This is a genomic window from Pseudomonas delhiensis, assembly GCF_900187975.1.
GTDB lineage: Bacteria > Pseudomonadota > Gammaproteobacteria > Pseudomonadales > Pseudomonadaceae > Pseudomonas > Pseudomonas delhiensis.
Genome location: NZ_FZPC01000013.1, coordinates 19493 through 43140 on the forward strand (window position 1 = coordinate 19493; position 23648 = coordinate 43140).

General features: G+C 70.4%; 21 protein-coding genes. 16 read left to right on the plus strand and 5 right to left on the minus strand.

Annotation, left to right across the window (positions count from 1 at the left end; genetic code table 11):
- Nucleotides 1-5: 5 nt before the first annotated feature.
- Nucleotides 6-701: a uracil-DNA glycosylase gene (ung, locus tag CHC02_RS13260; RefSeq protein ID WP_089391922.1), complete on the minus strand. Its 696-nt coding sequence runs from the start codon at nucleotides 699-701 to the stop codon at nucleotides 6-8.
- Between the two features lie 71 nt (nucleotides 702-772).
- Between ung and CHC02_RS13265 the strand changes: the two genes are divergently transcribed.
- Nucleotides 773-1642 (plus strand): HDOD domain-containing protein, encoded by an 870-nt coding sequence (locus CHC02_RS13265; RefSeq protein ID WP_176450326.1) that lies wholly within the window; start codon nucleotides 773-775, stop codon nucleotides 1640-1642.
- 6 nt (nucleotides 1643-1648) lie between these two features.
- On the opposite strand, the gene CHC02_RS13270 is transcribed toward CHC02_RS13265, so the two are convergent.
- Nucleotides 1649-2530, minus strand: coding sequence for an AraC family transcriptional regulator (locus tag CHC02_RS13270; RefSeq protein ID WP_089391923.1), 882 nt, complete (start codon nucleotides 2528-2530; stop codon nucleotides 1649-1651).
- Nucleotides 2531-2672: 142 nt separating this feature from the next.
- On the opposite strand from CHC02_RS13270, the gene CHC02_RS13275 reads away from it, so the two are divergent.
- The 5 genes from CHC02_RS13275 (at nucleotide 2673) to CHC02_RS13295 (ending at nucleotide 7835) form a co-directional block, all read left to right on the plus strand.
- On the plus strand, nucleotides 2673-3836 hold the full coding sequence (locus CHC02_RS13275; RefSeq protein ID WP_089391924.1) for an isobutyryl-CoA dehydrogenase: 1164 nt from the start codon (nucleotides 2673-2675) through the stop codon (nucleotides 3834-3836).
- A gap of 280 nt (nucleotides 3837-4116) precedes the next feature.
- Nucleotides 4117-4935: an enoyl-CoA hydratase gene (locus CHC02_RS13280; protein WP_089391925.1), complete on the plus strand. Its 819-nt coding sequence runs from the start codon at nucleotides 4117-4119 to the stop codon at nucleotides 4933-4935.
- Nucleotides 4936-4945: 10 nt separating this feature from the next.
- Entirely contained in the window at nucleotides 4946-6049 is a 1104-nt protein-coding gene (locus tag CHC02_RS13285; protein WP_089391926.1) for an enoyl-CoA hydratase/isomerase family protein, read from the plus strand.
- 145 nt (nucleotides 6050-6194) lie between these two features.
- On the plus strand, nucleotides 6195-7085 hold the full coding sequence (gene mmsB / locus CHC02_RS13290; protein ID WP_089391927.1) for a 3-hydroxyisobutyrate dehydrogenase: 891 nt from the start codon (nucleotides 6195-6197) through the stop codon (nucleotides 7083-7085).
- Between the two features lie 108 nt (nucleotides 7086-7193).
- Nucleotides 7194-7835 (plus strand): NAD(P)-dependent oxidoreductase, encoded by a 642-nt coding sequence (locus CHC02_RS13295; RefSeq protein WP_089391928.1) that lies wholly within the window; start codon nucleotides 7194-7196, stop codon nucleotides 7833-7835.
- 306 nt (nucleotides 7836-8141) lie between these two features.
- On the opposite strand, the gene CHC02_RS13300 is transcribed toward CHC02_RS13295, so the two are convergent.
- Entirely contained in the window at nucleotides 8142-10127 is a 1986-nt protein-coding gene (locus CHC02_RS13300; protein ID WP_089391929.1) for an alkyl/aryl-sulfatase, read from the minus strand.
- Nucleotides 10128-10227: 100 nt separating this feature from the next.
- Between CHC02_RS13300 and CHC02_RS13305 the strand changes: the two genes are divergently transcribed.
- Nucleotides 10228-11157 carry a LysR family transcriptional regulator gene (locus CHC02_RS13305; RefSeq protein WP_089391930.1) on the plus strand — a complete coding sequence of 310 codons (930 nt, stop codon included), beginning with the start codon at nucleotides 10228-10230 and terminating at the stop codon, nucleotides 11155-11157.
- 30 nt (nucleotides 11158-11187) lie between these two features.
- Here the strand turns inward: CHC02_RS13305 and CHC02_RS30205 are convergent, their stop codons facing one another.
- Entirely contained in the window at nucleotides 11188-11349 is a 162-nt protein-coding gene (locus tag CHC02_RS30205; protein ID WP_167364830.1) for a hypothetical protein, read from the minus strand.
- Between the two features lie 108 nt (nucleotides 11350-11457).
- The gene (locus CHC02_RS13310; protein WP_089391931.1) at nucleotides 11458-11703 is read right to left on the minus strand and encodes a DUF1145 domain-containing protein; all 246 of its coding nucleotides are present in this window, start codon (nucleotides 11701-11703) and stop codon (nucleotides 11458-11460) included.
- A 265-nt stretch (nucleotides 11704-11968) separates the two neighbouring features.
- On the opposite strand from CHC02_RS13310, the gene CHC02_RS13315 reads away from it, so the two are divergent.
- The 9 genes from CHC02_RS13315 (at nucleotide 11969) to nirB (ending at nucleotide 23641) form a co-directional block, all read left to right on the plus strand.
- Nucleotides 11969-13042 (plus strand): DUF2157 domain-containing protein, encoded by a 1074-nt coding sequence (locus CHC02_RS13315; RefSeq protein WP_089391932.1) that lies wholly within the window; start codon nucleotides 11969-11971, stop codon nucleotides 13040-13042.
- Nucleotides 13042-13866, plus strand: coding sequence for a DUF4824 family protein (locus CHC02_RS13320; RefSeq protein WP_089391933.1), 825 nt, complete (start codon nucleotides 13042-13044; stop codon nucleotides 13864-13866). Before CHC02_RS13315 ends, CHC02_RS13320 begins: the two co-directional genes overlap by 1 nt.
- A gap of 312 nt (nucleotides 13867-14178) precedes the next feature.
- A complete protein-coding gene (locus CHC02_RS13325) occupies nucleotides 14179-15375 on the plus strand; it encodes a CmpA/NrtA family ABC transporter substrate-binding protein (protein ID WP_089391934.1) in 1197 nt (398 codons plus the stop codon).
- A gap of 13 nt (nucleotides 15376-15388) precedes the next feature.
- The gene (locus tag CHC02_RS13330) at nucleotides 15389-15967 is read left to right on the plus strand and encodes an ANTAR domain-containing response regulator (protein WP_089391935.1); all 579 of its coding nucleotides are present in this window, start codon (nucleotides 15389-15391) and stop codon (nucleotides 15965-15967) included.
- A 222-nt stretch (nucleotides 15968-16189) separates the two neighbouring features.
- Complete coding sequence (locus CHC02_RS13335; RefSeq protein WP_089391936.1) at nucleotides 16190-16882, plus strand: polysaccharide lyase family 7 protein; 693 nt, start codon at nucleotides 16190-16192, stop codon at nucleotides 16880-16882.
- A gap of 82 nt (nucleotides 16883-16964) precedes the next feature.
- Nucleotides 16965-17411, plus strand: coding sequence for a thioesterase family protein (locus CHC02_RS13340; protein WP_089391937.1), 447 nt, complete (start codon nucleotides 16965-16967; stop codon nucleotides 17409-17411).
- A gap of 322 nt (nucleotides 17412-17733) precedes the next feature.
- A complete protein-coding gene (locus tag CHC02_RS13345; protein ID WP_089391938.1) occupies nucleotides 17734-18945 on the plus strand; it encodes a nitrate/nitrite transporter in 1212 nt (403 codons plus the stop codon).
- 317 nt (nucleotides 18946-19262) lie between these two features.
- The gene (locus tag CHC02_RS13350) at nucleotides 19263-20936 is read left to right on the plus strand and encodes a bifunctional protein-serine/threonine kinase/phosphatase (RefSeq protein ID WP_089391939.1); all 1674 of its coding nucleotides are present in this window, start codon (nucleotides 19263-19265) and stop codon (nucleotides 20934-20936) included.
- A 254-nt stretch (nucleotides 20937-21190) separates the two neighbouring features.
- Complete coding sequence (nirB, locus tag CHC02_RS13355; RefSeq protein ID WP_089391940.1) at nucleotides 21191-23641, plus strand: nitrite reductase large subunit NirB; 2451 nt, start codon at nucleotides 21191-21193, stop codon at nucleotides 23639-23641.
- Nucleotides 23642-23648 lie beyond the last annotated feature (7 nt).

The following is a 23648-nucleotide window of genomic DNA, read 5'->3' on the forward strand; positions in this document are numbered from 1 at the left end:
CCCCCTCAAACCTCCGGCAACGCCCAGTCGATCGGCGCCTTGCCGTTCTGCTCGAGGAACTTGTTGGTCCGGCTGAAATGCCCGTTGCCGAGGAAGCCGCGGTAGGCCGACAGCGGCGAGGGGTGGGCGGACTTGAGGATCAGGTGCTTGCGCGGGTCGATCAGCTTCTGCTTGCTCTGCGCGTGGGAGCCCCAGAGCAGGAAGACCACGCCGTCGCAGCGCTCGTTGACCACCTCGATCACCCGGTCGGTGAAATGCTGCCAGCCGGCCTGGGCATGGGAACCGGCGCGGGAGTGCTCCACCGTCAGCGAGGTGTTGAGCAGCAGCACGCCCTGCTCCGCCCAGTGCTGCAGGTAGCCGTGGCTGGGAATGGGGATGTTCAGGTCGCGCTGCAGCTCCTTGTAGATGTTCTGCAGCGACGGCGGCGCCGGCACCCCCGGCTGCACCGAGAAGCACAGGCCGTGGGCCTGGCCGGGACCGTGATAGGGGTCCTGGCCGATGATCACCACCTTCACCTTGTCCAGGGGGGTGGAGTTGAGCGCGTTGAAGATCAGCGGGCCCGGCGGGTAGATCACCTTGCCGGCAGCCTTCTCCCTGCGCAGGAATTCGCCCAGCTCGCGCATGTACGGCTTGTCGAACTCCTCGCGCAGGGCACTCTTCCAGCTCTCTTCCAGTTTGATACGATCGTCGCTCTCGGTCATGGGACACCTGATGGAACATGGCCGCCGCACCCTAAGAAAAGCTCCCGCCCCTTGTCAATGCGGCATAGTCCATGGATCCCTCGGAAAGCTCCCCTGCCATCCCCCCTGCCGACGCCGTGCGCTTCGCGCTGTACAACCGTTTCCTCAAGGGCGAGGCCAAGGTGCCGCAGATGCCCGAGGCGCACCTGCGCGTGCGCCGCCTGCTGGGCGATGCACGCACTTCGCTGGAGCAGTTGGCGCGGGTGATCAACGCCGACCCGCCGCTGGCCGCCTACCTCATGCAGTTCGCCGAGAGCCCGCTGCTGCGCGGCGCGCGCCCCTGCGCCTCGCTGCGCGACGTTTTGGCGCGCCTGGGCACCCGGCGCCTGGGCAACCTGGTGCTGGGCTTCTCCCTGCGCAACCTCTACATCGGCAAGGAGCGCATCCTCCAGCAGATGTTCCGCGCGCGCTGGAACGCCGCCCGCGAGCGCGCCGCCTACAGCGCCCTGCTGGCCCAGCACGGCCGGGTGGCCGGGGCCGACGACGCCATCCTCGCCGGCCTGCTGCAGGACGTCGGCAGCCTGCCGCTGCTGGCCGAGCTGGAGCGCTGGCCGGACTACCCGCGTGACGCCGAGTCGCTGCAGCGCCTGTGCGAGCAACTGTCCGGCGACATCGGCGTGGTCATCATGACCGTCTGGAAGCTGCCCACCCTGACCATCGAGTGCGCCCGCCAGCGCACCCGCTGGGCCCGCGAGCACGACGGCCCGGCCGACCTCGCCGACCTGGTGCAGGTGGCCGAGCAGCTGCGCGACCCGGCCCTGGCCGGCGACGCCCTGGCCGAGCTGCCGGCGTTCCGCCGCCTGGCGCGGGCCTGCCCGGCGCTGCAGCAGCCGGTCCCTCAGCTGCGCAAGCAATTGGCGGAAGAAGTGAAGCTCTGGCAGCGCCTGCTGGCCGGCCGCTGAGCCGCCCTACCCCTGGTGCAGCGCCCGGTAGTGACTGGGCGCCATGCCCACCACCCGCTTGAACAGCCGCGAGAAGTAGTAGGCGTCGGCGTAGCCGAGCTGCTCGGCCACCTGGCGCACCTCCAGGTGGCCCTGGTCGAGCAGGCGGCAGGCGTGGGTCATCTTCAGCCGGATGAAGTCCTGGATCGGCGCCTGGCCGGTCAGCGCGCGGTAGGTCTTGGCGAAATGGAAGCGCGACAGGCGGAACTGCGCGGCCAGCTCGTCGAGGTTGAGGCTGCTGTCCAGGTGCTCGCGCATCAGCGCCTGCACCGCCTCGATGTCCAGCACCGCGCCGGACTTCAGCCGCGCCCGCACCGGGCGCAGCGCCAGGGAGGTCAGCAGGGCCTGCAGCAGCTGCGCGGCATGGATGAAGTGCGGCAGGCTCAGGCCCTGGCGGCGCAGCGCCAGCAGCGCGTCGAACTCCCCGCGCAGGCGCGGCTGCACGCCCACCCGCAGGCGTGGCGAGGAACCCAGCGGGCGCAGGAACTCCTCGGCCAGGGCGCCGTCCAGGTGCACCCAGTAGATCGACCAGGGCCGCTCGACCGCCGCGCCATAGGCATGCACGCGCCCCCGGGGCAGCACCAGCAGGTCGCCGGCGAGCACCTCGAATCGTCCATCCACCGTCTCCAGCCAGCCCTCCCCGGCGCTGCAGTAGATCAGCAGGTGGTCGTCCGGCGCCTGGCGCTCCATGCGGTGCCCGGCGGCGGCCGGGTAATAGCCCAGCGCCAGCGGGTAGCAGGCCTGGCCCAGCGGGTGCCGCGCCAGGGCGCGGCGCAGGCGCGGCGGGGTGATGAAGCGGACGCCCTGCTGCGGCAGGGGCCAGGCCGAGAGAAGCGGGCTGCCGGACATGCGGACGAGCACCTCGATGAAGTCGATCCAATACCAAGATCGTCCATCCCCGGGGCAAGATCGTCAATCCACAGCGGGGCCCGCCTCGCGCTATAACCGTGGCAGGCTGTCCCACTTCACAAGAACAAACCGAGGAAGCTCCATGGAATTCGATCTCAGCGAAGAACAGCGCCTGCTGGTGGAAAGCGCCAGGGCCTTCGCCCGCCACGAGCTGGCGCCGCACGCCGCGGACTGGGACCGCGAGCACCACTTCCCGGTGGACGTCATCCGCCGCGCCGCCGAGCAGGGCTACCTGGGCCTGTACATCGCCGAGGACGACGGCGGCCTGGGCCTGTCGCGGCTGTCCGCATCGCTGATCTTCGAGCAACTGGCTGCCGGCTGCGTGGCCACCACCGCCTACATCACCATCCACAACATGGCCACCTGGATGCTCGCCAGCTTCGGCGACGCCGCGCTCAAGGCGCAGTGGCTGCCCGGGCTGATCGGCGGCGAGTCGCTGGCCTCCTACTGCCTCACCGAGCCGGACGCCGGCTCCGACGCCGCCCACCTGCGCACCCGCGCCCGCCGCGACGGCGAGGAGTACGTGCTGGACGGCGCCAAGACCTTCATCTCCGGCGCCGGCGCCACCGACGTGCTGATCGTCATGGCGCGCACCGGCGCGGACGGCGCCAAGGGCATCTCCTGCTTCCTGGTGCCGGCCAACGCCGAGGGCATCCGCTACGGCCGCAACGAGGACAAGATGGGCTGGAAGGCCCAGCCCACCCGCACCATCACCTTCGAGGGCGTGCGCATCCCGGCGGGCAACCGCATCGGCCCCGAGGGCCAGGGCTTCGTCTACGCCATGAAGGGCCTGGACGGCGGCCGCCTGAACATCGCCAGCTGCTCCCTGGGCGCGGCCCAGGCGGCGCTGGAGCAGTCGCTGCGCTACGTCGAGGAACGCAAGCAGTTCGGCAAGGCCCTGGCCGAGTTCCAGGCCCTGCAGTTCAAGCTGGCCGACATGCTCACCGACCTCACCGCCAGCCGCCAGATGGTGCGCCTGGCCGCGCACAAGCTGGACCACAGGGATGCCGAGGCGACGCTGTACTGCGCCATGGCCAAGCGCTTCGCCACCGACCGCTGCTTCGCCCTGTGCAACGAGGCGCTGCAGCTGCACGGCGGCTACGGCTACCTCAACGACTACCCGCTGGAGCGCTGGGTGCGCGACAGCCGCGTGCACCAGATACTCGAAGGCACCAACGAGATCATGCGGGTGATAGTCGCGCGCCGCCTGCTGGACCAGGGCGGCATGCTCGACCGTTTGCTGTAGCGCCTTTGATCTTCGTAGGAGCGAGCTTGCTCGCGAACAATTGCGACAGGTTCGCGAGCAAGCTCGCTCCTACGAAAAGCGGAAAGCACGAAGCCCCGTAGGATGGGTCGAGCGAAGCGATACCCATGCCACGAAAAGCACCGCGCAGATAAATGGAAAAAACGCCCGGCCACGCGGTCCAATTCGAACGCAACGGACATGGACGCCCAGGCCCGGGCCCCCTAGAGTCCCCGCATACCCCGGCGCCGGCCACGGCCCGCGCCCTGCCAAGGAGAACCCCATGAGCACCGCCGTCGAACCCTACAAGCCCGGCCACTTCGACCTGACCCACAAGCTCACCGTGGAGAAGCACGGCCACACCGCGCTCATCACCATCAACCACCCGCCGGCCAACACCTGGGACCGCGACTCGCTGATCGGCCTGCGCCAGCTCATCGAGCACCTCAACCGCGACGACGACATCTACGCCCTGGTGATCACCGGCCAGGGGCCGAAGTTCTTCTCCGCCGGCGCCGACCTGAACATGTTCGCCGACGGCGATAAGGCCCGCGCCCGCGAGATGGCCCGGCGCTTCGGCGAAGCCTTCGAGGCCCTGCGCGACTTCCGCGGCGTGTCCATCGCCGCGGTCAACGGCTACGCCATGGGCGGCGGCCTGGAATGCGCCCTGGCCTGCGACATCCGCATCGCCGAGCGCCACGCCCAGATGGCCCTGCCCGAGGCCGCGGTGGGCCTGCTGCCCTGCGCCGGCGGCACCCAGGCGCTGGCCTGGCTGGTGGGCGAAGGCTGGGCCAAGCGCATGATCCTCTGCGGCGAGCGGGTGGACGCCGACACCGCCCAGCGCATCGGCCTGGTGGAACAGGTGGTGGACAGCGGCGAGGCCCGCGGCACCGCCCTGCTGCTGGCGGCCAAGGTGGCGCGGCAGAGCCCGGTGGCGGTGCGCACCATCAAGCCGCTGATCCAGGGTGCCCGCGAGCGCGGCCCGAACACCTGGCTGCCGGAGGAGCGCGAGCGCTTCGTCGACCTGTTCGACGCCGACGACACCCGCGAGGGCGTCAACGCCTTCCTGGAGAAACGCGAACCGAACTGGCGCAACAAGTAAGGACCGCCCCATGAACGTACTTTTCGAGGAACGCCACGGCCTGCACGGCTTCCGCATCGGCATCGCGACCCTGGACGCGGAGAAGAGCCTCAACGCCCTCAGCCTGCCGATGATCGAGGCGCTGCTGCAGCGCCTGAAGATCTGGCGCGACGACCCGCACATCGCCTGCGTGCTGCTGCGCGGCGCCGGCTCCAAGGCCTTCTGCGCCGGCGGCGACGTGCGCAAGCTGGTCGACGCCTGCCGCGAGCGCCCCGGCGAGGTGCCGGAGCTGGCGCGGCGCTTCTTCGCCGACGAATACCGCCTCGACCACCTCATCCACACCTACGGCAAGCCGCTGATCTGCTGGGCCCACGGCTACGTCATGGGCGGCGGCATGGGCCTGATGCAGGGCGCCGGGGTGCGCATCGTCACCCCGTCCAGCCGCCTGGCCATGCCGGAGGTGAGCATCGGCCTGTACCCGGACGTCGGCGCCAGCTGGTTCCTCGCCCGCCTGCCGGGGCGCCTGGGGCTGTTCCTCGGCCTGGGCGCCACCCAGATGAACGCCCGCGACGCGCTGGACCTGGACCTGGCCGACCGCTTCCTGCTCGACGGCCAGCAGGAGGTCCTGCTCACCGGCCTGGTCCAGCTGAACTGGCGCGAACAGCCGGAGGTGCAGTTGCACAGCCTGCTCCGCGCCCTGGAGCACGAGGCCCGCGGCGAACTGCCCGAGGCCCAGCTGCTGCCGCGCCGCGAACGCCTGGACCAGTTGCTCGACGTGGCCGACGCCAGCGACGCCTGGCAGGCCCTGGCCGCCGTGCAGAACGACGCCGACCCGCTGCTGGCCAAGGCGGCCAGGACCCTGGCCGGCGGCTGCCCGCTGACCGCCCGGCTGGTCTGGGAACAGATCCGCCGCGCGCGCCATTCGTCGCTCGCCGAGGTGTTCCGCATGGAGTACGCCATGAGCCTGAACTGCTGCCGCCACCCGGAGTTCCCCGAAGGCGTGCGCGCCCGGCTGATCGACAAGGACAACACGCCGCACTGGCACTGGCCGGAGATCGCTGCCATACCTGAGGCAGTGGTGGACGCGCATTTCGAGGCGACCTGGGAGGGCGCGCACCCGCTGGCGGATCTCTAGCCCCGCCCCCTCCCCCGTAGGAGCGAGCTTGCTCGCGAACGCTTTTCCCTGACGCCGCGGGTGCCAGGCGGGTTCGCGAGCAAGCTCGCTCCTACGAAAAGAAAAGCCTCGCGGCGTTCACCCTGGCAACCAGAGGAGAACGCGGATGAAACAGATAGCCTTCATCGGCCTCGGCCACATGGGCGCGCCCATGGCCGCCAACCTGCTCAAGGCCGGTTACCTGCTGCGGGTCTTCGACCTGGTGCAGAGCGCCGTCGACGGCCTGGTGCCGCTGGGCGCCAGCGCCGCGCGCAGCGCCCACGACGCGGTGGACGGCGTCGACGTGGTGATCACCATGCTGCCGGCCAGCCAGCACGTCGAGGGGCTCTACCTCGGCGAGCAGGGCCTGCTGCAGCACATCGCCCCCGGCACCCTGGTGCTGGAATGCTCGACCATCGCCCCGGCCTCGGCGCGCAAGGTCCACCACGCGGCGGCGGAACGCCGCATCCCCATGCTCGACGCACCGGTCTCCGGCGGCGTCGGCGGCGCCGTGGCCGGCACCCTCACCTTCATGGTCGGCGGCGACGCCCAGGTGCTGGAGAAGGCTAGGCCGATCTTCGCCGCCATGGGCCGCAACATCTTCCACGCAGGCCTCGACGGCGCCGGGCAGGTGGCCAAGGTGTGCAACAACCAGCTGCTGGCCATCCTCATGATCGGCACCGCCGAATCCCTCGCCCTGGGCGTGGCCAACGGCCTGGACCCGCTGGTGCTGTCCGAGATCATGCGGCGCAGCTCCGGCGGCAACTGGGCGCTGGAGGTCTACAACCCCTGGCCCGGGGTGATGGAGAACGCCCCGGCCTCGCGCGGCTACGAGGGCGGCTTCCTCAGCGCGCTGATGGCCAAGGACCTCGGCCTGGCCCAGGAGGCCGCGCAACTCACCGGCAACGCCACGCCCCTGGGCAGCCTGGCCACCAGCCTCTACCGCCTGCTGCTCAAGCAGGGCTTCGGCGACAAGGACTTCTCGGTGGTGCAGAAGCTGTTCGACCAGGGATTGTGAAGCGCAGCTTACGAGTGCATGGCGGCCCGGCCGGTTTTTCCCGCGCCGGGCAAGGTCGATCATGGGCGCCATTCCGCCGTGCCACGGCCTTTCCCATGGAGTCGCAAGATGAAGATCGCCCTGATCGGTGCCACCGGCCACGTCGGCCATTATTTCCTGGAAGAAGCGCTGCGCCGCGGCCTACTGGTGACGGCGCTGGCCCGTGACCCGGCCAAGCTGGCCAACCGCGCCGGCCTCACGGTCGTGCGCGCCGACGTCTACGACGCCGCGCAGGTGGCCAGGGCCGTCGCCGGCCATGACCTGGTCATCAGCGCCTTCAACGCCGGCTGGGGCAACCCGGACATCCGCGCCGCCCACGCCCGCGGCAGCCGCGCCATCCTCGAAGGCGCCAAGGCCGCCGGGGTGAAGCGCCTGCTGGTGCTTGGCGGCGCCGGCAGCCTGGAAATCGCCCCCGGCCAGCGCCTGGTGGACAGCCCGGAGTTCCCGGAAGCCTGGAAACAGGGCGCCCTCGGCGCCGCCGACGCCCTCGACCAGCTGCGCGGCGAAAAGGACCTGGACTGGGCCTTCCTCAGCCCGGCCATGCTCCTGGAAGGCGAACAGCGCACCGGCAAGTTCCGTATCGGCGGCGACCAGGTGCTGTTCGACGCCCAGGGCGAAAGCCGCATCTCCCTTCCCGACCTGGCCGTGGCCATGCTCGACGAGGCGCAAACCCCCGCCCACCATCGCCAGCGCTTCACCGTGGCCTATTGAGCGGAACAATGTAGGAGCCATCGCGGACAAGGTCCTACGGGGAAATGCCGTGCCTCACGACAGACTGTAGGAGCGGGCCCTGCCCGCGATTCGCGCGCAGGGCGCGCTCCTACAGGGGAATACCGCGGGTGGGGCGGCGTAGGGCGAATAACCGTTCGCGGTTATCCGCCGCCTCACCTTTCCCATCGACCCTGCCTCGGTCGATCCGGAAATGCATGACCAGCGCCAAGCTCGACACCGAGCGGGCCGGTAACCAAGGTCAAACGGCGGATAACGCCTGGGGCGTTATGCGCCCCACGGCCCCGATCACCCCTCGCGCTGCGCCGGCGTGGCGATGTCGAACCAGAAGTCGAAGTCGTCCAGCATGCCGAACAGCTTCGCCAGCAGCAGCGGGTTGCCCGAGCTCTTCAGCTTGCCCTGGGCGATCAGCACCACCGGGTTGACCTCCTTGAGCAGCAGGCGGTTGAGGTCGGCGCGGTCGAGGGTCACCGTCTGCCCGGCGTCCTCGCTGCGCACCCCGCGGATGTTGTTCAGGTGCGAGTTCTTCAGCTCCAGCAGGTATTCCTGGCCGATGTCCGGCAGCACCAGGTTGATGGCGAAATCCTCGCCCTCGGCCTTGCCGGCGTTCAGGCGCACGCCCAGGTAGTCGAACAGCAGGCCGGTGTCCATGGCCGCCAGGGCGTCGGCGCTGGAGGTCTTCAGCGGCGGCAGGTCGCGCGGCACGCCATGGCGCAGCTCGTCCGCCGCGGCCAGGTAGCTGTTGCGCCAGCCGGCGTTCTCCGCCTGGTAGCCCAGCTGCTCCAGGGCGTCGGCCTGCAGGCGGCGGGCGGCCTGGTTGCCCGGCTCGGCGAAGACCAGCTTGTTGACCACCTCCACCACCCAGCGGTACTCGCCCTGGTCGAAGGACTTCCGCGCCATCTGCAGCACATGCTCGGCGCCGCCCATGAATTCCACGTACTTCTTCGCCGAATCCTCCGGCGCCAGCGGGTTGAGGGTGGCCGGGTTGCCGTCGTAGTAGCCCAGGTACTTGTTCACCACCGCGCGCACGTTGTGGCTGACCGAGCCGTGGTAGCCGCGGTTGTACCACTCGTTGGCCAGCTCCGGCGGCAGCTGGAAGCGCTCGTGGATCTGGTTGATGGTCACGCCCTGGTTGGCCAGGTGCAGGCTCTGGTCGTTGAGGTAGCCGTAGAGGTCGCGCTGCTTCTCCAGGGTGCGGACGATGTCGTCGTGGCCCCAGCGCGGCCAGTTGTGCACGGCGAACATCACCTCGGCCTGGTTGCCGTAGCGGTGCAGCGCCTCGTTGATGTACTTGCTCCAGCCCAGCGCGTCACGGACCTCGGCGCCGCGCAGGGTGTAGAGGTTGTGCAGGGTGCCGGTGACGTTCTCGGCCATCAGCAGCGCCTTCTGCTTCGGCAGCCAGACGTTCATCTCCGACGGCGACTCGGTGCCGGGGGTGTTCTGGAAGGCGAGGTCGACGCCGTCGATGCGCAGCTGCTCGTCGGGCTTGTCGATGGTGCGGGTCGGCGCGATCAGGCTCATGGGGCCGTGGGCCACGGCCTTGCCGATGGCCATGTCGACCAGGCCGCGCGGGCCCTGGGGCAGCTGGGTGCCGTACTGGTAGGTGGCGCGGCGCAGCATGGCGTTGCCGGCCAGCACGTTCTCCTTGATGGCCGACTCCATGAAGCCCTTGGGCGCGATGATCTGCACCTCGCCCTCGTCCACCTGCTCCTGGCTCACCAGGCCCTTCACCCCGCCGAAGTGGTCGACGTGGGCGTGGCTGTAGATGATCGCCTTGATCGGCCGCTGCCCCAGTTCCTGGCTGACCAGGGCGTAGGCGGCCCTGGAGGTGGCCGGGGTGGTCAGGGTGTCGATGACGATCCAGCCGCTGTCGCCCTGGACGAAGGTGATGTTGGCCAGGTCGAAGCCGCGCACCTGGTAGATGCCGTCGGCGACCTTGTACAGCCCGTACTTGAGGTTGAGCAGGGCCTGGCGCTGCAGGCTGGGGTTGATGCTGTCGATGTCCCGGCCGGCGTCGAGGAAGCCGAAGCCGCCCAGTTGCCAGGCCACGCTGCCGTCCTCGTTGCGGATCACCAGCTGTTCCGGGCGCTTGATCAGGCCCTGCTCGACGCGGGCGAAGTCGGCGCGGTCGCCGAACGGCAGCGCCTCGCGCACCTTCTGCTGCAGGGCCACGGTGAAGGCGCTGGGCGGCTTGGGCGCATCGGCGGGGTCGTCGGCGGCCAGCAGGAGGGGCGACAGGCCGGCCAGCAGGACGGCGGCGGAAAGGCGCAGCATGGAAGACTCCGGTTCTTGTTATGGGAATGCCTGGCACTATGCCGGCAGGCATGCTCATAATTCCAATGCATTCCTTTACCAACTTCGATGCAAATCAAGCATGATCGACCTGCGCCAGCTCCGCCATTTCGTCGCCCTCGCCGAACACGGCCACTTCGCCCGCGCCGCCGAGGCGGTGAACCTCAGCCAGCCGGCGCTCTCACGCAGCATCCAGGCCCTGGAAAGCCAGCTCGACTGCCGTCTGCTGGACCGCAACCCGCGCGGCATCAGCCTCACCGCCCACGGCCGGCTGGTGCTGGAACACGCGCGCCGGCTGCTGGCCGGCAGCCGCGCGCTGGACAACGCGGTGAGCCAGCTGGGCAACCTGGAGGCCGGCGAGCTGCGCCTGGGCGCCGGCCCCTTCCCCGCCGCGCGCCTGCTGCCGCAGACCCTCGCGGCCTTCAGCCGGGCCCACCCGCGGGTCAGCGTGGCGCTGGCCATCGAGAACTGGCAGGTCCTGCACCGGCGCCTGCTGGACGACGAGCTGGAGCTGTTCGTCGCCGACTGCCGCGAACTGCAGGACGACCCGCGCCTGGATATCCACCCGCTGCGGGTGCACGACAGCCTGCTGTTCTGCCGCCCCGGCCACCCGCTGCTGGCCCGCGGGCCACTGGCGATCGACGACCTGCGCGCCTACCCGCTGGCCGGCCCGCGCCTGCCGCGCGACGCCCAGCAGCGCCTGGCGCATACCCTGGGCCGCGAACAGCCGCTGGACGTGCAGTGCGACGACGTGCTGATGCTCAAGGAACTGGTGCGCGGCAGCGACGTGCTCTGCCTGGCGGTGGCCGACGTGGTGGCCGCCGACGTCGCCGCCGGGCGCCTGGCCACCCTGGCCTGGCCGCGCCAGGCCGGCGACGCCGCGCTGCGCGGCTCGGCCTACGGCCTGGTGCGCCACGCCAGCCGCAGCCTGTCGCCGGCGGCGCAGGCCTTCGTCGAACGGCTGCTGGAGGTCGACGGCCAGCCCACCGAGGGCCCGGCGCAGAACGACTGACGGCACCCGAGGGTGCCGTCAGCGGTGGCATCAGCGACGCCAGTAGTAGCCGGGGGCCGGCGCGTAGCGCGGCGGCGGCGGGGGCGGCGCGTAGTAGCGGTGGCCGCCGCGCCAGCCACCGTGGTCGTGTTCGTAGACCACGCAGCCGGACAGCGGCAGGAACAACAGCAGGGCAACGAGAAGACGACGCATGGCTAACTCCTGATCGGCATCCGCTTCGAACCAGCGGCTTATACGATCAGACCCGCCGCCCCCATGGCAGTGCCCGGCCACAGGGTAAAGCTTATGTAAATCACCTATTTACCTCAGGGCAGGCAGGTGCAGGACGCCGAAGAACAGCACCTGCAGGCGTTCCAGCCAGGGCTGCGGGCGTGCCTTCAGGCGCCGGCCCAGCAGCAGCACCTCGCCGGCATGCACCGCCAGCAGCACGACCGAGAGCAGCAGCAGCGGGCGGTACAGCTCGCCGAAGGGGTACAGCAGGTTGACCGCGGCGGCCAGCCAGAACATGGCCAGCGCGCCCTTGGCGAAGGACAGCAGGTGCGACATGGGCGACTCCGATGGGGTGGATGGTCCGCGCAGTCTGCCGCGGCGCGCAAGCCGGCCGACACCGACTTTCGACTGGCGCGCCTGGCTCGCCAGCCGCGGCTGAGCGCCGCAGTGGAGCGCCGCCGCGGGAGTCGCTAGAGTGGAAGAGTGACCGCCCCACTCCAGCGGATGAGCGCACTCGCAGGATGGGTTGAGCCTGCGAAACCCATGCTGCGCAGAGCGATTCGGTGCAGTCGGCAAGACAGTCGTCCCCACGAGGTGCTCCATGCCCACGCTCAGCCATCACGATGCCCAGCAGCGGGTCAATGACATCCACGCCTTCACCCGCGAGCTGCAGCGCCTGGGCGAGGAAGGCGCACTGAGCCTGGACGCGGCCCAGCGCGAGGGCCTGCAGGCGCACCACCTGCGCCTGCTGGACAGCTACCGCGAGCAGTTCGACATCGACCGCGACAGCCAGGACAGCCGCCTGTCCCTGGGCATGCGCATCGCCTCCTTCCTCGGCGCGCTGGCCCTGGCAGCCAGCCTGTTCTTCCTCTTCTACCAGTTCTGGGGCCTGTTCGGCGAAGCCGTGCAGGTGGCCATCCTCATCGGCGCCTCGCTGCTCACCCTGCTGGCCACCTTCTGGCTGCAGCGCCGCGACGCCTCGGGCTACTTCGCCAAGCTGGCGGCCATGCTGGCCTTCGCCGCGCTGGTGCTGAACATCAGCATGCTCGGGCAGATCTTCAACATCACCCCGTCCGAGCGCGCCCTGCTGCCCTGGGCGGCCTACGCCCTGCTGCTGGCCTACCTGTGCGACGCGCGCCTGCTGCTGGCCGCCGGGCTGCTCTGCCTGATGGGCTTCATCGCCGCGCGCATCGGCACCTGGAGCGGCGTCTACTGGCTGGACGCGGGCGAGCGCCCGGAGAACTTCTTCCCCGCCGCCGTGCTGGTGTTCCTGGTGCCGCTGGCGTTCGAGCAGCGCCGCTTCGACGGCTTCGCCGCGCTGTACCGGGTGTTCGGCCTGCTGGCGCTGTTCGTCCCCATGCTGGTGCTGGCCAACTGGGGCAACGGCAGCTACCTGCCCTTCGCCCCGCACCGCGTCGAGGGGCTGTACCAGGTGCTCGGCTTCGCCTGCGCCGCCGCGGCCATCTGGCTGGGCGCGCACCGCGAATGGCCGGAGGTGGTCAACACGGGCCTGGCGTTCTTCGTCATCTTCCTCTTCACCAAGTTCTACGACTGGTGGTGGGAGGTGCTGCCCAAGTACCTGTTCTTCCTCGCCCTGGGCGTGGCGGCGGTGCTGATCCTGCTGTTCCTGCGCTACCTGCGCAACGCCCATGGCCTGCTGGGAGGACGCCTGTGATGAACTTCACCCGCAACCACGGCCTGCTGCTGGGCCTGGGCCTGATCCTGCTGAGCAACGCCGCCGCCCTCGGCGCCGCGGCCTGGAACCGCAGCGGCGAGCCGGACAGCCGCCTGAGCCTCGGCGAGCGCGAGCTGCAGCGCAACAGCGACTGGCACCGCGAGAACAGCGGCGTCAGCCTGCGCCTGCTGTGGCGCATCCCGGGCGACGAGGCCAACGCCGCCTGGGCGCCACGCATCCCCCTGGAGACCATGCGCGCGCTGGGCTTCCAGGTGCCCGGCAAGGTCGACCGCGACAGCGCCCTGGCCTTCGACCGCCAGCAGGCCCGCGACGCCCTGCTGGTGCTGGAGCTGGACGGCCCGCTGTACCAGCGCGAGCTGGGCCTGGCCCGCGAGCGCCTGGCCCAGGCGGAGAAGCGCCTGGCCGCCAGCCCCGACGACGTGCACCTGAAGAGCGAACGCGACTTCCAGCGCAACGCCCTGGACAACGAGGAACAGCGCGCCAGCCGGCTGTTCCTGGCCGACGCCGGCACCGACCTGCAGGCCCTGCGCCAGCGCTACCCGGACCGCCAGCGCTACGCCATCGTCCACGGCCAGGTGCGGCCCATCTCGCTGTACCGCAACCGCGCCTGGGCCCTGGGCGGCAGCGCCAGCACCGAGGGCGTGCGCGCGCTCAACGTGCCGCAGCGCTGGCACGACGAACTGGAGGGCCTGGCCCCGCGCGCCGAGCAGCGCGCGGCCCAGGAGCAGCCGCAGCCCTTCGGCGCCGAGGTGGCCTTCGGCCAGCGCCTGGAGCCCTGGATCGAGCGGATCCAGGCGCGCTGAGCGGGCCCGGCCAGGTGCCAGCAGGACTTTGGGCCTAATACCTATTGCACATTGCGCCACCGCGCCAGCGGGCTAAGGTGAAACACAGGCCCTGCCGATATCCGCGACGGAGCCCGTGCCAGTTGTAATGTCTCGAGGATTGCTCCCTTCCTCCCAGCCCCGCCACCCGGCGGGGCTTTTCTTCATGGCCTGGCACTCCCCTTGCTAGAACTTCCCCGGCACGGCCCAACGGCGGGTCGTGTCCACCGACACCGGCGTCCCTTCGCCCGCCCGTCGCGGCGCGAAGCGGCGCCTTTTTGCCCCGAGGTAGCGATGACCGACATTACCGCCAAGCTGCACCCACTGGCCTGGGTCGCCGGCTCCGATGCACCAGAAAAGAGCGTGCTCGACCTGGGCTTCATGGCCCTGAGCGACGCCGCCTCGCTGATAGTCGCGGCCACCCAGGGCTTCGCCCAGCCCTACGGGCTGACGCTCAACCTGCGCCGCCAGGGCTCCTGGGCCATGCTCCGCGACGGCCTGCTCGGCGGCCAGCTGGATGCCGCCCATTGCCTGTACGGGCTGGTCTACGGCGTGCAGCTGGGCATCGGCGGGGTGCCGGCCACCGACATGGCGGTGCTCATGGGCCTGTGCCGGAACGGCCAGGCGATCAACCTCTCCGCCGCCCTGCAGCGCGACGGCGTGACCAGCGCCGATGCCCTGCGCCAACTGGTCCTGGGCCAGGGCGCGCGGCTGACCCTGGCGCACACCTTCCCCACCGGCACCCACGCCCTGTGGCTCTACTACTGGCTGGCCAGCCTGGGCATCCACCCGCTGCGCGACGTCGACACCCTGGTGGTGCCCCCCACGCAGATGGTCGAGCACCTGCGCGCCGGGCGCATCGACGGCTTCTGCGCCGGCGGGCCCTGGGGCGCCCTGGCCATCGACGAAGGCATGGGCTTCACCGTCGCCACCAGCCAGTCCATCTGGCCGGACCACCCGGAGAAGGTCCTGGGCGCCACCCGCGCCTTCGTCGAGGAGTGCCCCAACGCCGCCCGCGCCCTGGTCATGGCCCTGCTCGACGCCAGCCGCTTCATCGAGGCCAGCGAAGAGAACCTGCGCGGCACCGCCCAGCTGATCAGCGGCAGCGACTACCTCGACGCCCCCCTGGCGAGCATCGAGCCACGCCTGCTCGGCCACTACCAGGACGGCCTCGGCCACGCCTGGAAGGACGCCCACCCGCTGCGCTTCCACGACGCCGGGCGGGCCAACCAGCCCTGGCTGTCCGATGGCCTCTGGTTCATCACCCAGTTCCGCCGCTGGGGCCTGCTGCGCGGGGAGCCGGACTACCAGGCCGTCGCCGCGCAGGTGCAGCAACAGGCGCTGTACCGCGAGGCCGCCCAGGCCCTGGGCATCGCCGTGGACGAGCGCGGCCTGCGCAGCTCGACGCTGATCGACGGCAAGCCCTGGAACGGCGAGGACCCGGCCGGCTACGCCCGCGGCTTCGCCCTGCACGCCCTGAACGATGCCTGAGGGAGCTGCGAAGATGCTGCGCATCCTGCTGATCAACGACACCGCGAGCAAGGTCGGGCGCCTGCGCGCCGCCCTGGTCGAGGCCGGTTTCGAGGTGCTCGACGAATCCGGCCTGAGCGTCGACCTGCCGGCGCGGGTCCAGGCCCTGCACCCGGACGTCATCCTCATCGACAGCGCCTCGCCCGGCCGCGACGTGCTGGAGCAGGTGGTGCTGGTCAGCCGCGACCAGCCGCGGCCCATCGTCCTGTTCACCGACGAGCACGACCCCCAGGTGATGCGCCAGGCCATCCGCTCCGGGGTCAGCGCCTATATCGTCGAAGGCATCCAGGCCGCGCGCCTGCAGCCGATCCTCGAAGTGGCCATGGCCCGCTTCGAGAGCGACCAGGCCCTGCGCGCCCAGCTGCAGGCCCGCGAGCAGCAGCTGGCCGAGCGCAAGCGCATCGAGCTGGCCAAGGGGCTGCTGATGAAGATGAAGGGCTGCCCCGAGGAAGAGGCCTACACCCTGATGCGCCGCCAGGCCATGAGCCGCCAGCAGAAGCTGGTGCAGGTGGCCGAGCAGATCATCGCGATGCACGAGATGCTGGGGCACTGACACGCGGCCAGTGGCCAGCGGCGGCACCGCGCGATCACCGCGCCAGCGCCGCTGCTGGCCCAGCCCGCGAGCGAAGCGGCCTATGCTGCCGCCGCCCCGCCCCACCGGCGGGGCCAGCATCCGCTTCCGCCGCCTACGCGGAAGCCCGCAGTGGGCGTGCGCGGCCAGGCACCCGGACGCCCATCCGTCAGCGCCGGCGCGCCGGCCCGAAAGAGGCACCCCATGCTCGACATCAGCACCTGGAACCTCAGCGTTCCCACCGACCCCAGGCCCACCGAGGTCACCACCCAGCAGATCGCCCGCGGCTACCAGAGCCACTTCTTCACCCGCAACAGCGCGCGCATGAGCTTCTGGGTGCCGGTCACCGGCTCGCACACCTCCGACAGCGTCTTCCCGCGCAGCGAACTGCGCGAGACGCTGCCCGACGGCTCCATCTACAACTGGTACTACCGCGCCGCCGACAACGAGCTGCGCGCCACCCTGGCGGTGGAGCAGGTGCCGTCGAAGAACAAGGTGATCATCGGCCAGATCCACAGCAAGTCGCCCTACAGCAACGACGGCGAGCCGCTGGTCAAGCTGCAGTACCACTACATCCCTGGCCAGGAAAGCGGCCGCATCGAGGCCCTGGTGCGCAACCACCCCGACGATTCCGCCGTGGTCAACGTGCCCCTGCTCAACGGCGTGCAGCTGGGCGAGCGCATCACCTACAGCCTGCGCGTCACCTCCTCGGGCAACCTGGGCATCCGCGCGCGCAGCGCCGACGGCGCGGAGAACTACTACAGCAAGGCGCTCAGCAGCACCTGGTCGAAGCAGCTGCTGTACTTCAAGGCCGGCGCCTACATCGCCGACAACTACGGCCCCAGCGACGAGGGCGCGCGGGTGACCTTCTACCACATCAACATCGCCCACCGCTGAAATCACCCGCCGGCAGGATGCCCGGGCGGGCCGCCAGGGCCTAGAATCGGCGCCTTCTTCCACCGCTTCGCGCAAGGTACCCATGGCCCGCCTCGACCTGCAGTTCCCCGAGGAACTGTTCTGCTACCAGACCCAGCTGACCGTCCGCGTCACCGACATCAACGGCGCCCGCCACCTGGGCAACGACTCCATGATCTCGATGATCTCCGAGGCCCGCGCCCGCTTCCTGTTCGACTTCGGCATCAGCGAGGGCGTCGGCGCGGACGGCATCGGCATCATCGTCACCGACCTGGCCACCACCTACCGCGCCGAGGCCCATGCCCGCGACCGCCTGCTGTTCGAGGTGGGCGTGATGGACTTCAACAGGTACGGCGGCGACATCATCTTCCGCATCAGCCGCCCGGCCGACGGCACCCTGGTGGCCATGGCCAAGTCCGGCTTCGTGTTCTTCGACTACCGCCAGCGCAAGGTGGTGCCCATGCCCGAAGCCATGCGCACGGCCTTCCCGGCGTTCAACCGGGTGGACTGAGCGCCCCATCGGCGGGCACCGGGCCCGCCCCGGCGCCCCCTTCTGGTTCGCCCGCGCGCCGGGCGGCCGGCCAGGTACCCGATTCCACGCCACTTGCGCGGTTGGCCCGGCCCTTGCTGGGGCCCCTGCGGTGGCGATCAACGGCGATCCCCCATTCACACGACAAAGGCGTCGCATCCGCACCTGCCCCCTGGGTAGTGCGCGGAGCGACGCCTTTTTCGTTTCACCCCGGCGCAGGGGTGTGCGGGACCTGAACGAGACGCGCGACCGCCGCTGATGGCGGCGCCACGACCCCCTCTACCGTTGCTGACGAGGTACCCCCATGAACACCAGCTTCTGGAAAGCCGGCCACGCGCCGACGCTGTTCGCCGCCTTCCTCTACTTCGACCTGAGCTTCATGGTCTGGTACCTGCTCGGCCCGCTGGCCGTGCAGATCGCCGCCGACCTGCAGCTGACCACCCAGCAGCGCGCCCTGATGGTCGCCACGCCGATCCTCTCCGGCGCCCTGCTGCGCTTCGTCATGGGCCTGCTGGCCGACCGCTGGTCGCCCAGGCGCGCCGGCCTGTTCGGCCAGGTGATCGTCATCGCCAGCCTCGCCGGAGCCTGGAGCCTGGGCATCCACAACCTGGAGCAGGCGCTGCTGCTGGGCGTGCTACTGGGCATGGCCGGCGCCTCCTTCGCCGTGGCCCTGCCGCTGGCCTCGCAGTGGTACCCGCCGCAGCACCAGGGCAAGGCCATGGGCATCGCCGGCGCGGGCAACTCCGGCACCGTGTTCGCCGCGCTGTTCGCCCCGCTGCTGGCCGCCGCCTTCGGCTGGCAGAACGTCTTCGGCTTCGCCCTGATCCCGCTGCTGCTGACCCTGGCGGTGTTCGCCCTGCTCGCCCGCAACGCCCCCGAGCGCCCCGCGCCCAAGGCCCTGGGCGACTACCTCAAGGCCCTGGGCGACCGCGACAGCTGGTGGTTCATGTTCTTCTACAGCGTGACCTTCGGCGGCTTCCTCGGCCTGGCCGCCACCCTGCCCGGCTACTTCCACGACCAGTACGGCCTGGACCCGGTCACCGCCGGCTACTACACCGCCGCCTGCGTCTTCGCCGGCAGCCTGATGCGCCCGCTGGGCGGCGCCCTGGCCGACCGCATCGGCGGCATCCGCAGCCTGCTGGCGATGTACACGGTGGCCTCGGTATGCATCGCCGCGGTCGGCTTCCACCTGCCCAGCGCGGTGGCCGCCCTGGCCCTCTTCGTCGCCGCCATGCTCAGCCTGGGCGCCGGCAACGGCGCGGTGTTCCAGCTGGTGCCGCAGCGCTTCCGCCAGAGCATCGGGGTGATGACCGGGCTGATCGGCATGGCCGGCGGCATCGGCGGCTTCTGCCTGACCGCCGGCCTGGGCGCCGTCAAGCAGGCCAGCGGCGACTACCAGCTGGGCCTATGGCTGTTCGCCGCCCTCGGCGTGCTGGCCTGGTTCGGCCTGCACGGCGTCAAGCGGCGCTGGCGCACCACCTGGGGTAGCGCCGCGGTGACTGCGGCGCGGGTGTGACGGAGAAAGGCTCCTACGACCGTGCTTCCCTGGAATTGTAGGAGCGGGCCCTGCCCGCGAATCGCGCGCAGGGCGCGCTCCTACAGGGGAATGGCGTGGGCGGGAAAGCGTAGGAGCGGACTCCGTCCGCGATTCGCCGTCGTTGAAAACGGCGGACCGGGAATGACGAGGTGAAAGGATGATGCCGATCCCCCGGGCCACTCCGAACGGCCCCCTCTCCCTCTGGGAGAGGGCTGGGGGTGAGGGCGCGGAGTCAACCTGATTCACCGCAGCCCAACCCCCTTCGCGAGCAAGCTCGCTCCTACGAAGAGCCCCCCATGACACTGCAACTGACCATCGCCCAGGCCAGCGCCACCGGCCCGCGGGCGGAGAACCAGGACGCCCTGCGGGTGGTCACCCCGCCGGCCGACCTGGCCGCCAGCAAAGGCCACCTGTTCGCCCTCGCCGACGGCGTCAGCCAGTGCGCCGATGGCGGCCTGGCCGCGCGCCTGACCGTGCAGGCGCTGGCCAACGACTACTACGCCACCCCGGAGACCTGGGCCGTCGCCCAGGCCCTGGACCGCCTGTTGCTGTCGCAGAACCGCTGGCTGCAGGCCAACGGCGGCGGCCAGCCGCTGCTCACCACCCTCACCGCGCTGGTGCTGCGCGGGCGGCGCTTCACCCTCGCCCACGTCGGCGACTGCCGGCTGTACCGCTGGCGCGACGGCGCGCTGGAATGCCTGACCGCGGACCACGTCTGGGAGCAGCCGGGCATGCAGCACGTGCTCAAGCGCGCCCTGGGCCTGGACCAGCACCTGGTGGTGGACTACCGCGACGGCGAGCTGAGCGGCGGCGAGAGCTTCCTGCTGGCCAGCGACGGCGTCTGGGCCACCCTGGGCGACGCCGGCATCCGCCGCATCCTCGGCGACGCCCGCGAGCCGCGCGGCGCCGCCGAGGCCCTGGTCAAGGCCGCGCACCTGGCCGGCAGCCAGGACAACGCCAGCGCCCTGCTGGTGCGCGTCGACGCCCTGCCCGCCAGCGGCCTGGGCGACACCCTGGCGCAACTGGAGCACTGGCCGCTGCCGCCGGAACTGCGCGCCGGCCAGGCGTTCGAGGGCTGGCAGGTCGAGGGCCGCCTGGCGCAGTCGCGGCAGTCGCTGATCTACCGGGTGCGCGACGCCCAGCAGCGCCCCTGGCTGCTGAAGACGCTGCCGCCGGCGCTGCACGACGACCCGCGGGCCAGCCAGGCGCTGCTGCTGGAGGAATGGTTCCTGCGCCGCGTGCAGGGCCGCCACTTCCCCGAGCTGCACGGCCTGCCGCAGCGCCAGCACCTGTACTACCTGATGCGCGAGTACCCCGGGCAGACCCTGGCCGAGCGCCTGGGCCAGGGGCGCCTGCCGCTGGCCGAATGGCTGTCCCTGGCGCCGCGCCTGTTGCGCGCCCTGGGCCAGCTGCACCGGCGCAACATCCTGCACCGCGACATCAAGCCGGAGAACCTGCACCTGGGCGAGGATGGCGAGCTGCGCCTGCTGGACTTCGGCCTGGCCTACTGCCCGGGCCTGTCCGGCGACGAGGCCCACCAGTTGCCCGGCACGCCCTCCTACCTGGCCCCGGAAAGCTTCCAGGGCGTGGCCCCGGCGCCGGGCCAGGACCTCTACGCCGCCGGCGTGACGCTCTACCGCCTGCTCTGCGAGCGCTACCCCTACGGCGAGATCGAGGCCTTCCAGCACCCGCGCTTCGCCACCCCCACGCCGGCCAGCCGCTACCGCCCCGACCTGCCCGCCTGGCTCGACGCCTGGCTGCTGCGCGCCGTGGCCGCCGACCCGGCGCAGCGCTTCGAGACCGCCGAGGAAGCCCTGCTGGCCCTGGAGCAGGGGGAGCGCCAGGCCGGCCTCGGCCAGCGCCCGCGCGCCCTGCTGGCGCGCAACCCGCTGGGCTTCTGGCGCGGCCTGGCGCTGGCCTCGCTGCTGCTCAACCTGCTGTTGCTGGCGTGGCTGCTGCACCGCCCCTGAGCACGCACCAGTTCGAGCCGCCCGCGCCTCATCGCGGTGCAGGAAACCCCCGCCGCAGCCTGGAACCCCCAGGAAATCCGGCCTCCGGCAACCTGGCACGGCACCTGCAAAGGCACTGGCAACAATCTACAAAAGCGCGTCCCTCAACGAAGAGGCTCGCACTTCCCGATCGATCGGGACTTGGACAAAGGCGTCCTCGCCGGGCAACCGGCGGGACGCCTTTTTTGTTTTCCGCGATTCCTGGAGCCACTCCCATGAAGAAGCTCAAGCTCGTCCTGATCGGCAACGGCATGGCCGGTATCCGCACCCTCGAGGAACTGCTGAAGATCGCGCCGGACCTCTACGAGATCACCGTGTTCGGCGCCGAGCCCCACCCCAACTACAACCGCATCCTGCTCTCGCCGGTGCTGGCGGGGGAGCAGACCTTCGAGGACATCGTCCTCAACGACCTCAACTGGTACGCCGACAACGGCATCCGCCTGCTGCTCGACCGCAAGGTGGTGAAGATCGACCGCCGCCTGCGCAAGGTCTTCGCCGCCGACGGCAGCGAGGCCGAGTACGACCGCCTGGTGATCGCCACCGGCTCCAACCCCTTCATCCTGCCGGTGCCGGGCAACCGCCTGGAGGGCGTGATCGGCTACCGCGACATCGCCGACACCCAGGCGATGATCGAGACGGCGAAAACCCACAGCCACGCCGTGGTCATCGGCGGCGGCCTGCTCGGCCTGGAGGCGGCCAACGGCCTCAAGCAGCGCGGCATGGAAGTCACCGTGGTGCACCTGTCCGACTGGCTGCTGGAACGCCAGCTCGACCGCACCGCCGGCAAGCTGCTGCAGTCGGCCCTGGAGGCGCGCGGCATCCGCTTCCGCCTGAACACCGTCACCGACGAGCTGGTGGACAACGGCGACGGCCGCGTCTGCGCCGTGCAGTTCAAGGACGGCGACGTGGTGGCCGCCGACCTGGTGGTGATGGCCGCCGGCATCCGCCCCAACACCGAGCTGGCGGAAAGCGCCGGCATCCCCTGCAACCGCGGCATCCTGGTCAACGACACCCTGCAGACCTACGACCCGCGCATCTACGCCATCGGCGAATGCGCCAGCCACCGCGGCATCGCCTACGGCCTGGTGGCGCCGCTGTTCGAGCAGGCCAAGGTCTGCGCCAACCACCTGGCCCAGTTCGGCTTCGCCAGCTACAAGGGCTCGGTGGTCTCCACCAAGCTCAAGGTCACCGGCATCGACCTGTTCTCCGCCGGCGACTTCATGGGCGGCGAAGGCACCGAGACCATCACCCTCTCCGACCCCATCGGCGGCGTCTACAAGAAGCTGGTGATCAAGGACGACGTGCTGGTCGGCGCCTGCCTGTACGGCGACACCGCCGACGGCGGCTGGTACTTCCGGCAGATCCGCGAGAACCACAACGTGGCGCAGGTCCGCGACCACCTGATGTTCGGCGAGAGCAGCCTGGGCGACGCCGGCCACCAGGGCCAGAGCAGCGCCGCGAGCATGCCCGACAGCGCCGAGGTGTGCGGCTGCAACGGCGTGTGCAAGGGCACCATCGTCAAGGCCATCCAGGAGAACGGCCTGTTCAGCGTCGACGAGGTGAAGAAGCACACCAAGGCGGCCAGCAGCTGCGGCTCCTGCGCCGGGCTGGTGGAGCAGATACTCATCAGCACCGTGGGCGGCGCGGCGGACGTCAAGCCCAAGAGCGAGAAGGCCATCTGCGGCTGCAGCGAGCTCAACCACGGCCAGGTGCGCAAGGCCATCCGCGAGCACCACCTGACCTCCATGGCCGAGGCCATGCGCTTCATGGACTGGAGCACGCCCAACGGCTGCGCCACCTGCCGCCCGGCGCTGAACTACTACCTGATCTCCACCTGGCCGGGCGAGGCGAAGGACGATCCGCAGTCGCGGCTGATCAACGAGCGCGCCCACGCCAACATCCAGAAGGACGGCACCTACTCGGTGGTGCCGCGCATGTGGGGCGGCGTGACCAACCCGGCCGAGCTGCGGCGCATCGCCGACGTCGCCGACAAGTACCGGGTGCCCATGGTCAAGGTCACCGGCGGCCAGCGCATCGACCTGCTGGGGGTGAGGAAGGAAGACCTGCCGGCGATCTGGAAGGACCTCGACATGCCCTCCGGCCACGCCTACGGCAAGTCCATCCGCACCGTGAAGACCTGCGTGGGCAGCGAGTTCTGCCGCTTCGGCACGCAGAACTCCACCCAGCTGGGCATCGACCTGGAGCACGACCTGTTCAACATGTGGTCGCCGCACAAGGTCAAGCTGGCCGTCTCCGGCTGCCCGCGCAACTGCGCCGAGGCCGGCATCAAGGACATCGGCATCATCGGCGTGGACTCCGGCTGGGAGCTGTACATCGGCGGCAACGGCGGCATCAAGACCGAGGTGGCGGAGTTCTTCGTCAAGCTCAAGAGCGCCGACGAGGTCCGCGAGTACAGCGGCGCCTTCCTCCAGCTGTACCGCGAGGAAGCCTTCTACCTGGAGCGCACCGTGCACTACCTGCAGCGCGTGGGCATGGAGCACATCAGGAAGGCCGTGCTGGAGGACGCCGAGAACCGCAAGGCGCTCAACGCCCGCCTGCAGTACGCCCTGTCGCTGGAACAGGACCCCTGGCAGCAGCGCATCGAGCAGCCGCAGCTGAAGAAGGAATTCGAGCGCATCGCGCTCAAGCAACTGGAAACGGCCTGACCGCCCT

Coding starts and splice junctions, on each gene's coding strand:
- CHC02_RS13345 (WP_089391938.1), top strand. CDS start 17,734: ATGAACACCAGCTTCTGGAAAGCCGGCCACGCGCCGACGCTGTTCGCC.
- CHC02_RS13295 (WP_089391928.1), top strand. CDS start 7,194: ATGAAGATCGCCCTGATCGGTGCCACCGGCCACGTCGGCCATTATTTC.
- CHC02_RS13270 (WP_089391923.1), bottom strand. CDS start 2,530: ATGTCCGGCAGCCCGCTTCTCTCGGCCTGGCCCCTGCCGCAGCAGGGC.
- CHC02_RS13325 (WP_089391934.1), top strand. CDS start 14,179: ATGACCGACATTACCGCCAAGCTGCACCCACTGGCCTGGGTCGCCGGC.
- CHC02_RS13265 (WP_176450326.1), top strand. CDS start 773: ATGGATCCCTCGGAAAGCTCCCCTGCCATCCCCCCTGCCGACGCCGTG.
- CHC02_RS13340 (WP_089391937.1), top strand. CDS start 16,965: ATGGCCCGCCTCGACCTGCAGTTCCCCGAGGAACTGTTCTGCTACCAG.
- CHC02_RS13335 (WP_089391936.1), top strand. CDS start 16,190: ATGCTCGACATCAGCACCTGGAACCTCAGCGTTCCCACCGACCCCAGG.
- CHC02_RS13300 (WP_089391929.1), bottom strand. CDS start 10,127: ATGCTGCGCCTTTCCGCCGCCGTCCTGCTGGCCGGCCTGTCGCCCCTC.
- CHC02_RS30205 (WP_167364830.1), bottom strand. CDS start 11,349: ATGCGTCGTCTTCTCGTTGCCCTGCTGTTGTTCCTGCCGCTGTCCGGC.
- CHC02_RS13275 (WP_089391924.1), top strand. CDS start 2,673: ATGGAATTCGATCTCAGCGAAGAACAGCGCCTGCTGGTGGAAAGCGCC.
- CHC02_RS13310 (WP_089391931.1), bottom strand. CDS start 11,703: ATGTCGCACCTGCTGTCCTTCGCCAAGGGCGCGCTGGCCATGTTCTGG.
- nirB (WP_089391940.1), top strand. CDS start 21,191: ATGAAGAAGCTCAAGCTCGTCCTGATCGGCAACGGCATGGCCGGTATC.
- CHC02_RS13305 (WP_089391930.1), top strand. CDS start 10,228: ATGATCGACCTGCGCCAGCTCCGCCATTTCGTCGCCCTCGCCGAACAC.
- CHC02_RS13350 (WP_089391939.1), top strand. CDS start 19,263: ATGACACTGCAACTGACCATCGCCCAGGCCAGCGCCACCGGCCCGCGG.
- CHC02_RS13285 (WP_089391926.1), top strand. CDS start 4,946: ATGAACGTACTTTTCGAGGAACGCCACGGCCTGCACGGCTTCCGCATC.
- ung (WP_089391922.1), bottom strand. CDS start 701: ATGACCGAGAGCGACGATCGTATCAAACTGGAAGAGAGCTGGAAGAGT.
- CHC02_RS13280 (WP_089391925.1), top strand. CDS start 4,117: ATGAGCACCGCCGTCGAACCCTACAAGCCCGGCCACTTCGACCTGACC.
- CHC02_RS13315 (WP_089391932.1), top strand. CDS start 11,969: ATGCCCACGCTCAGCCATCACGATGCCCAGCAGCGGGTCAATGACATC.
- CHC02_RS13330 (WP_089391935.1), top strand. CDS start 15,389: ATGCTGCGCATCCTGCTGATCAACGACACCGCGAGCAAGGTCGGGCGC.
- CHC02_RS13320 (WP_089391933.1), top strand. CDS start 13,042: ATGAACTTCACCCGCAACCACGGCCTGCTGCTGGGCCTGGGCCTGATC.
- mmsB (WP_089391927.1), top strand. CDS start 6,195: ATGAAACAGATAGCCTTCATCGGCCTCGGCCACATGGGCGCGCCCATG.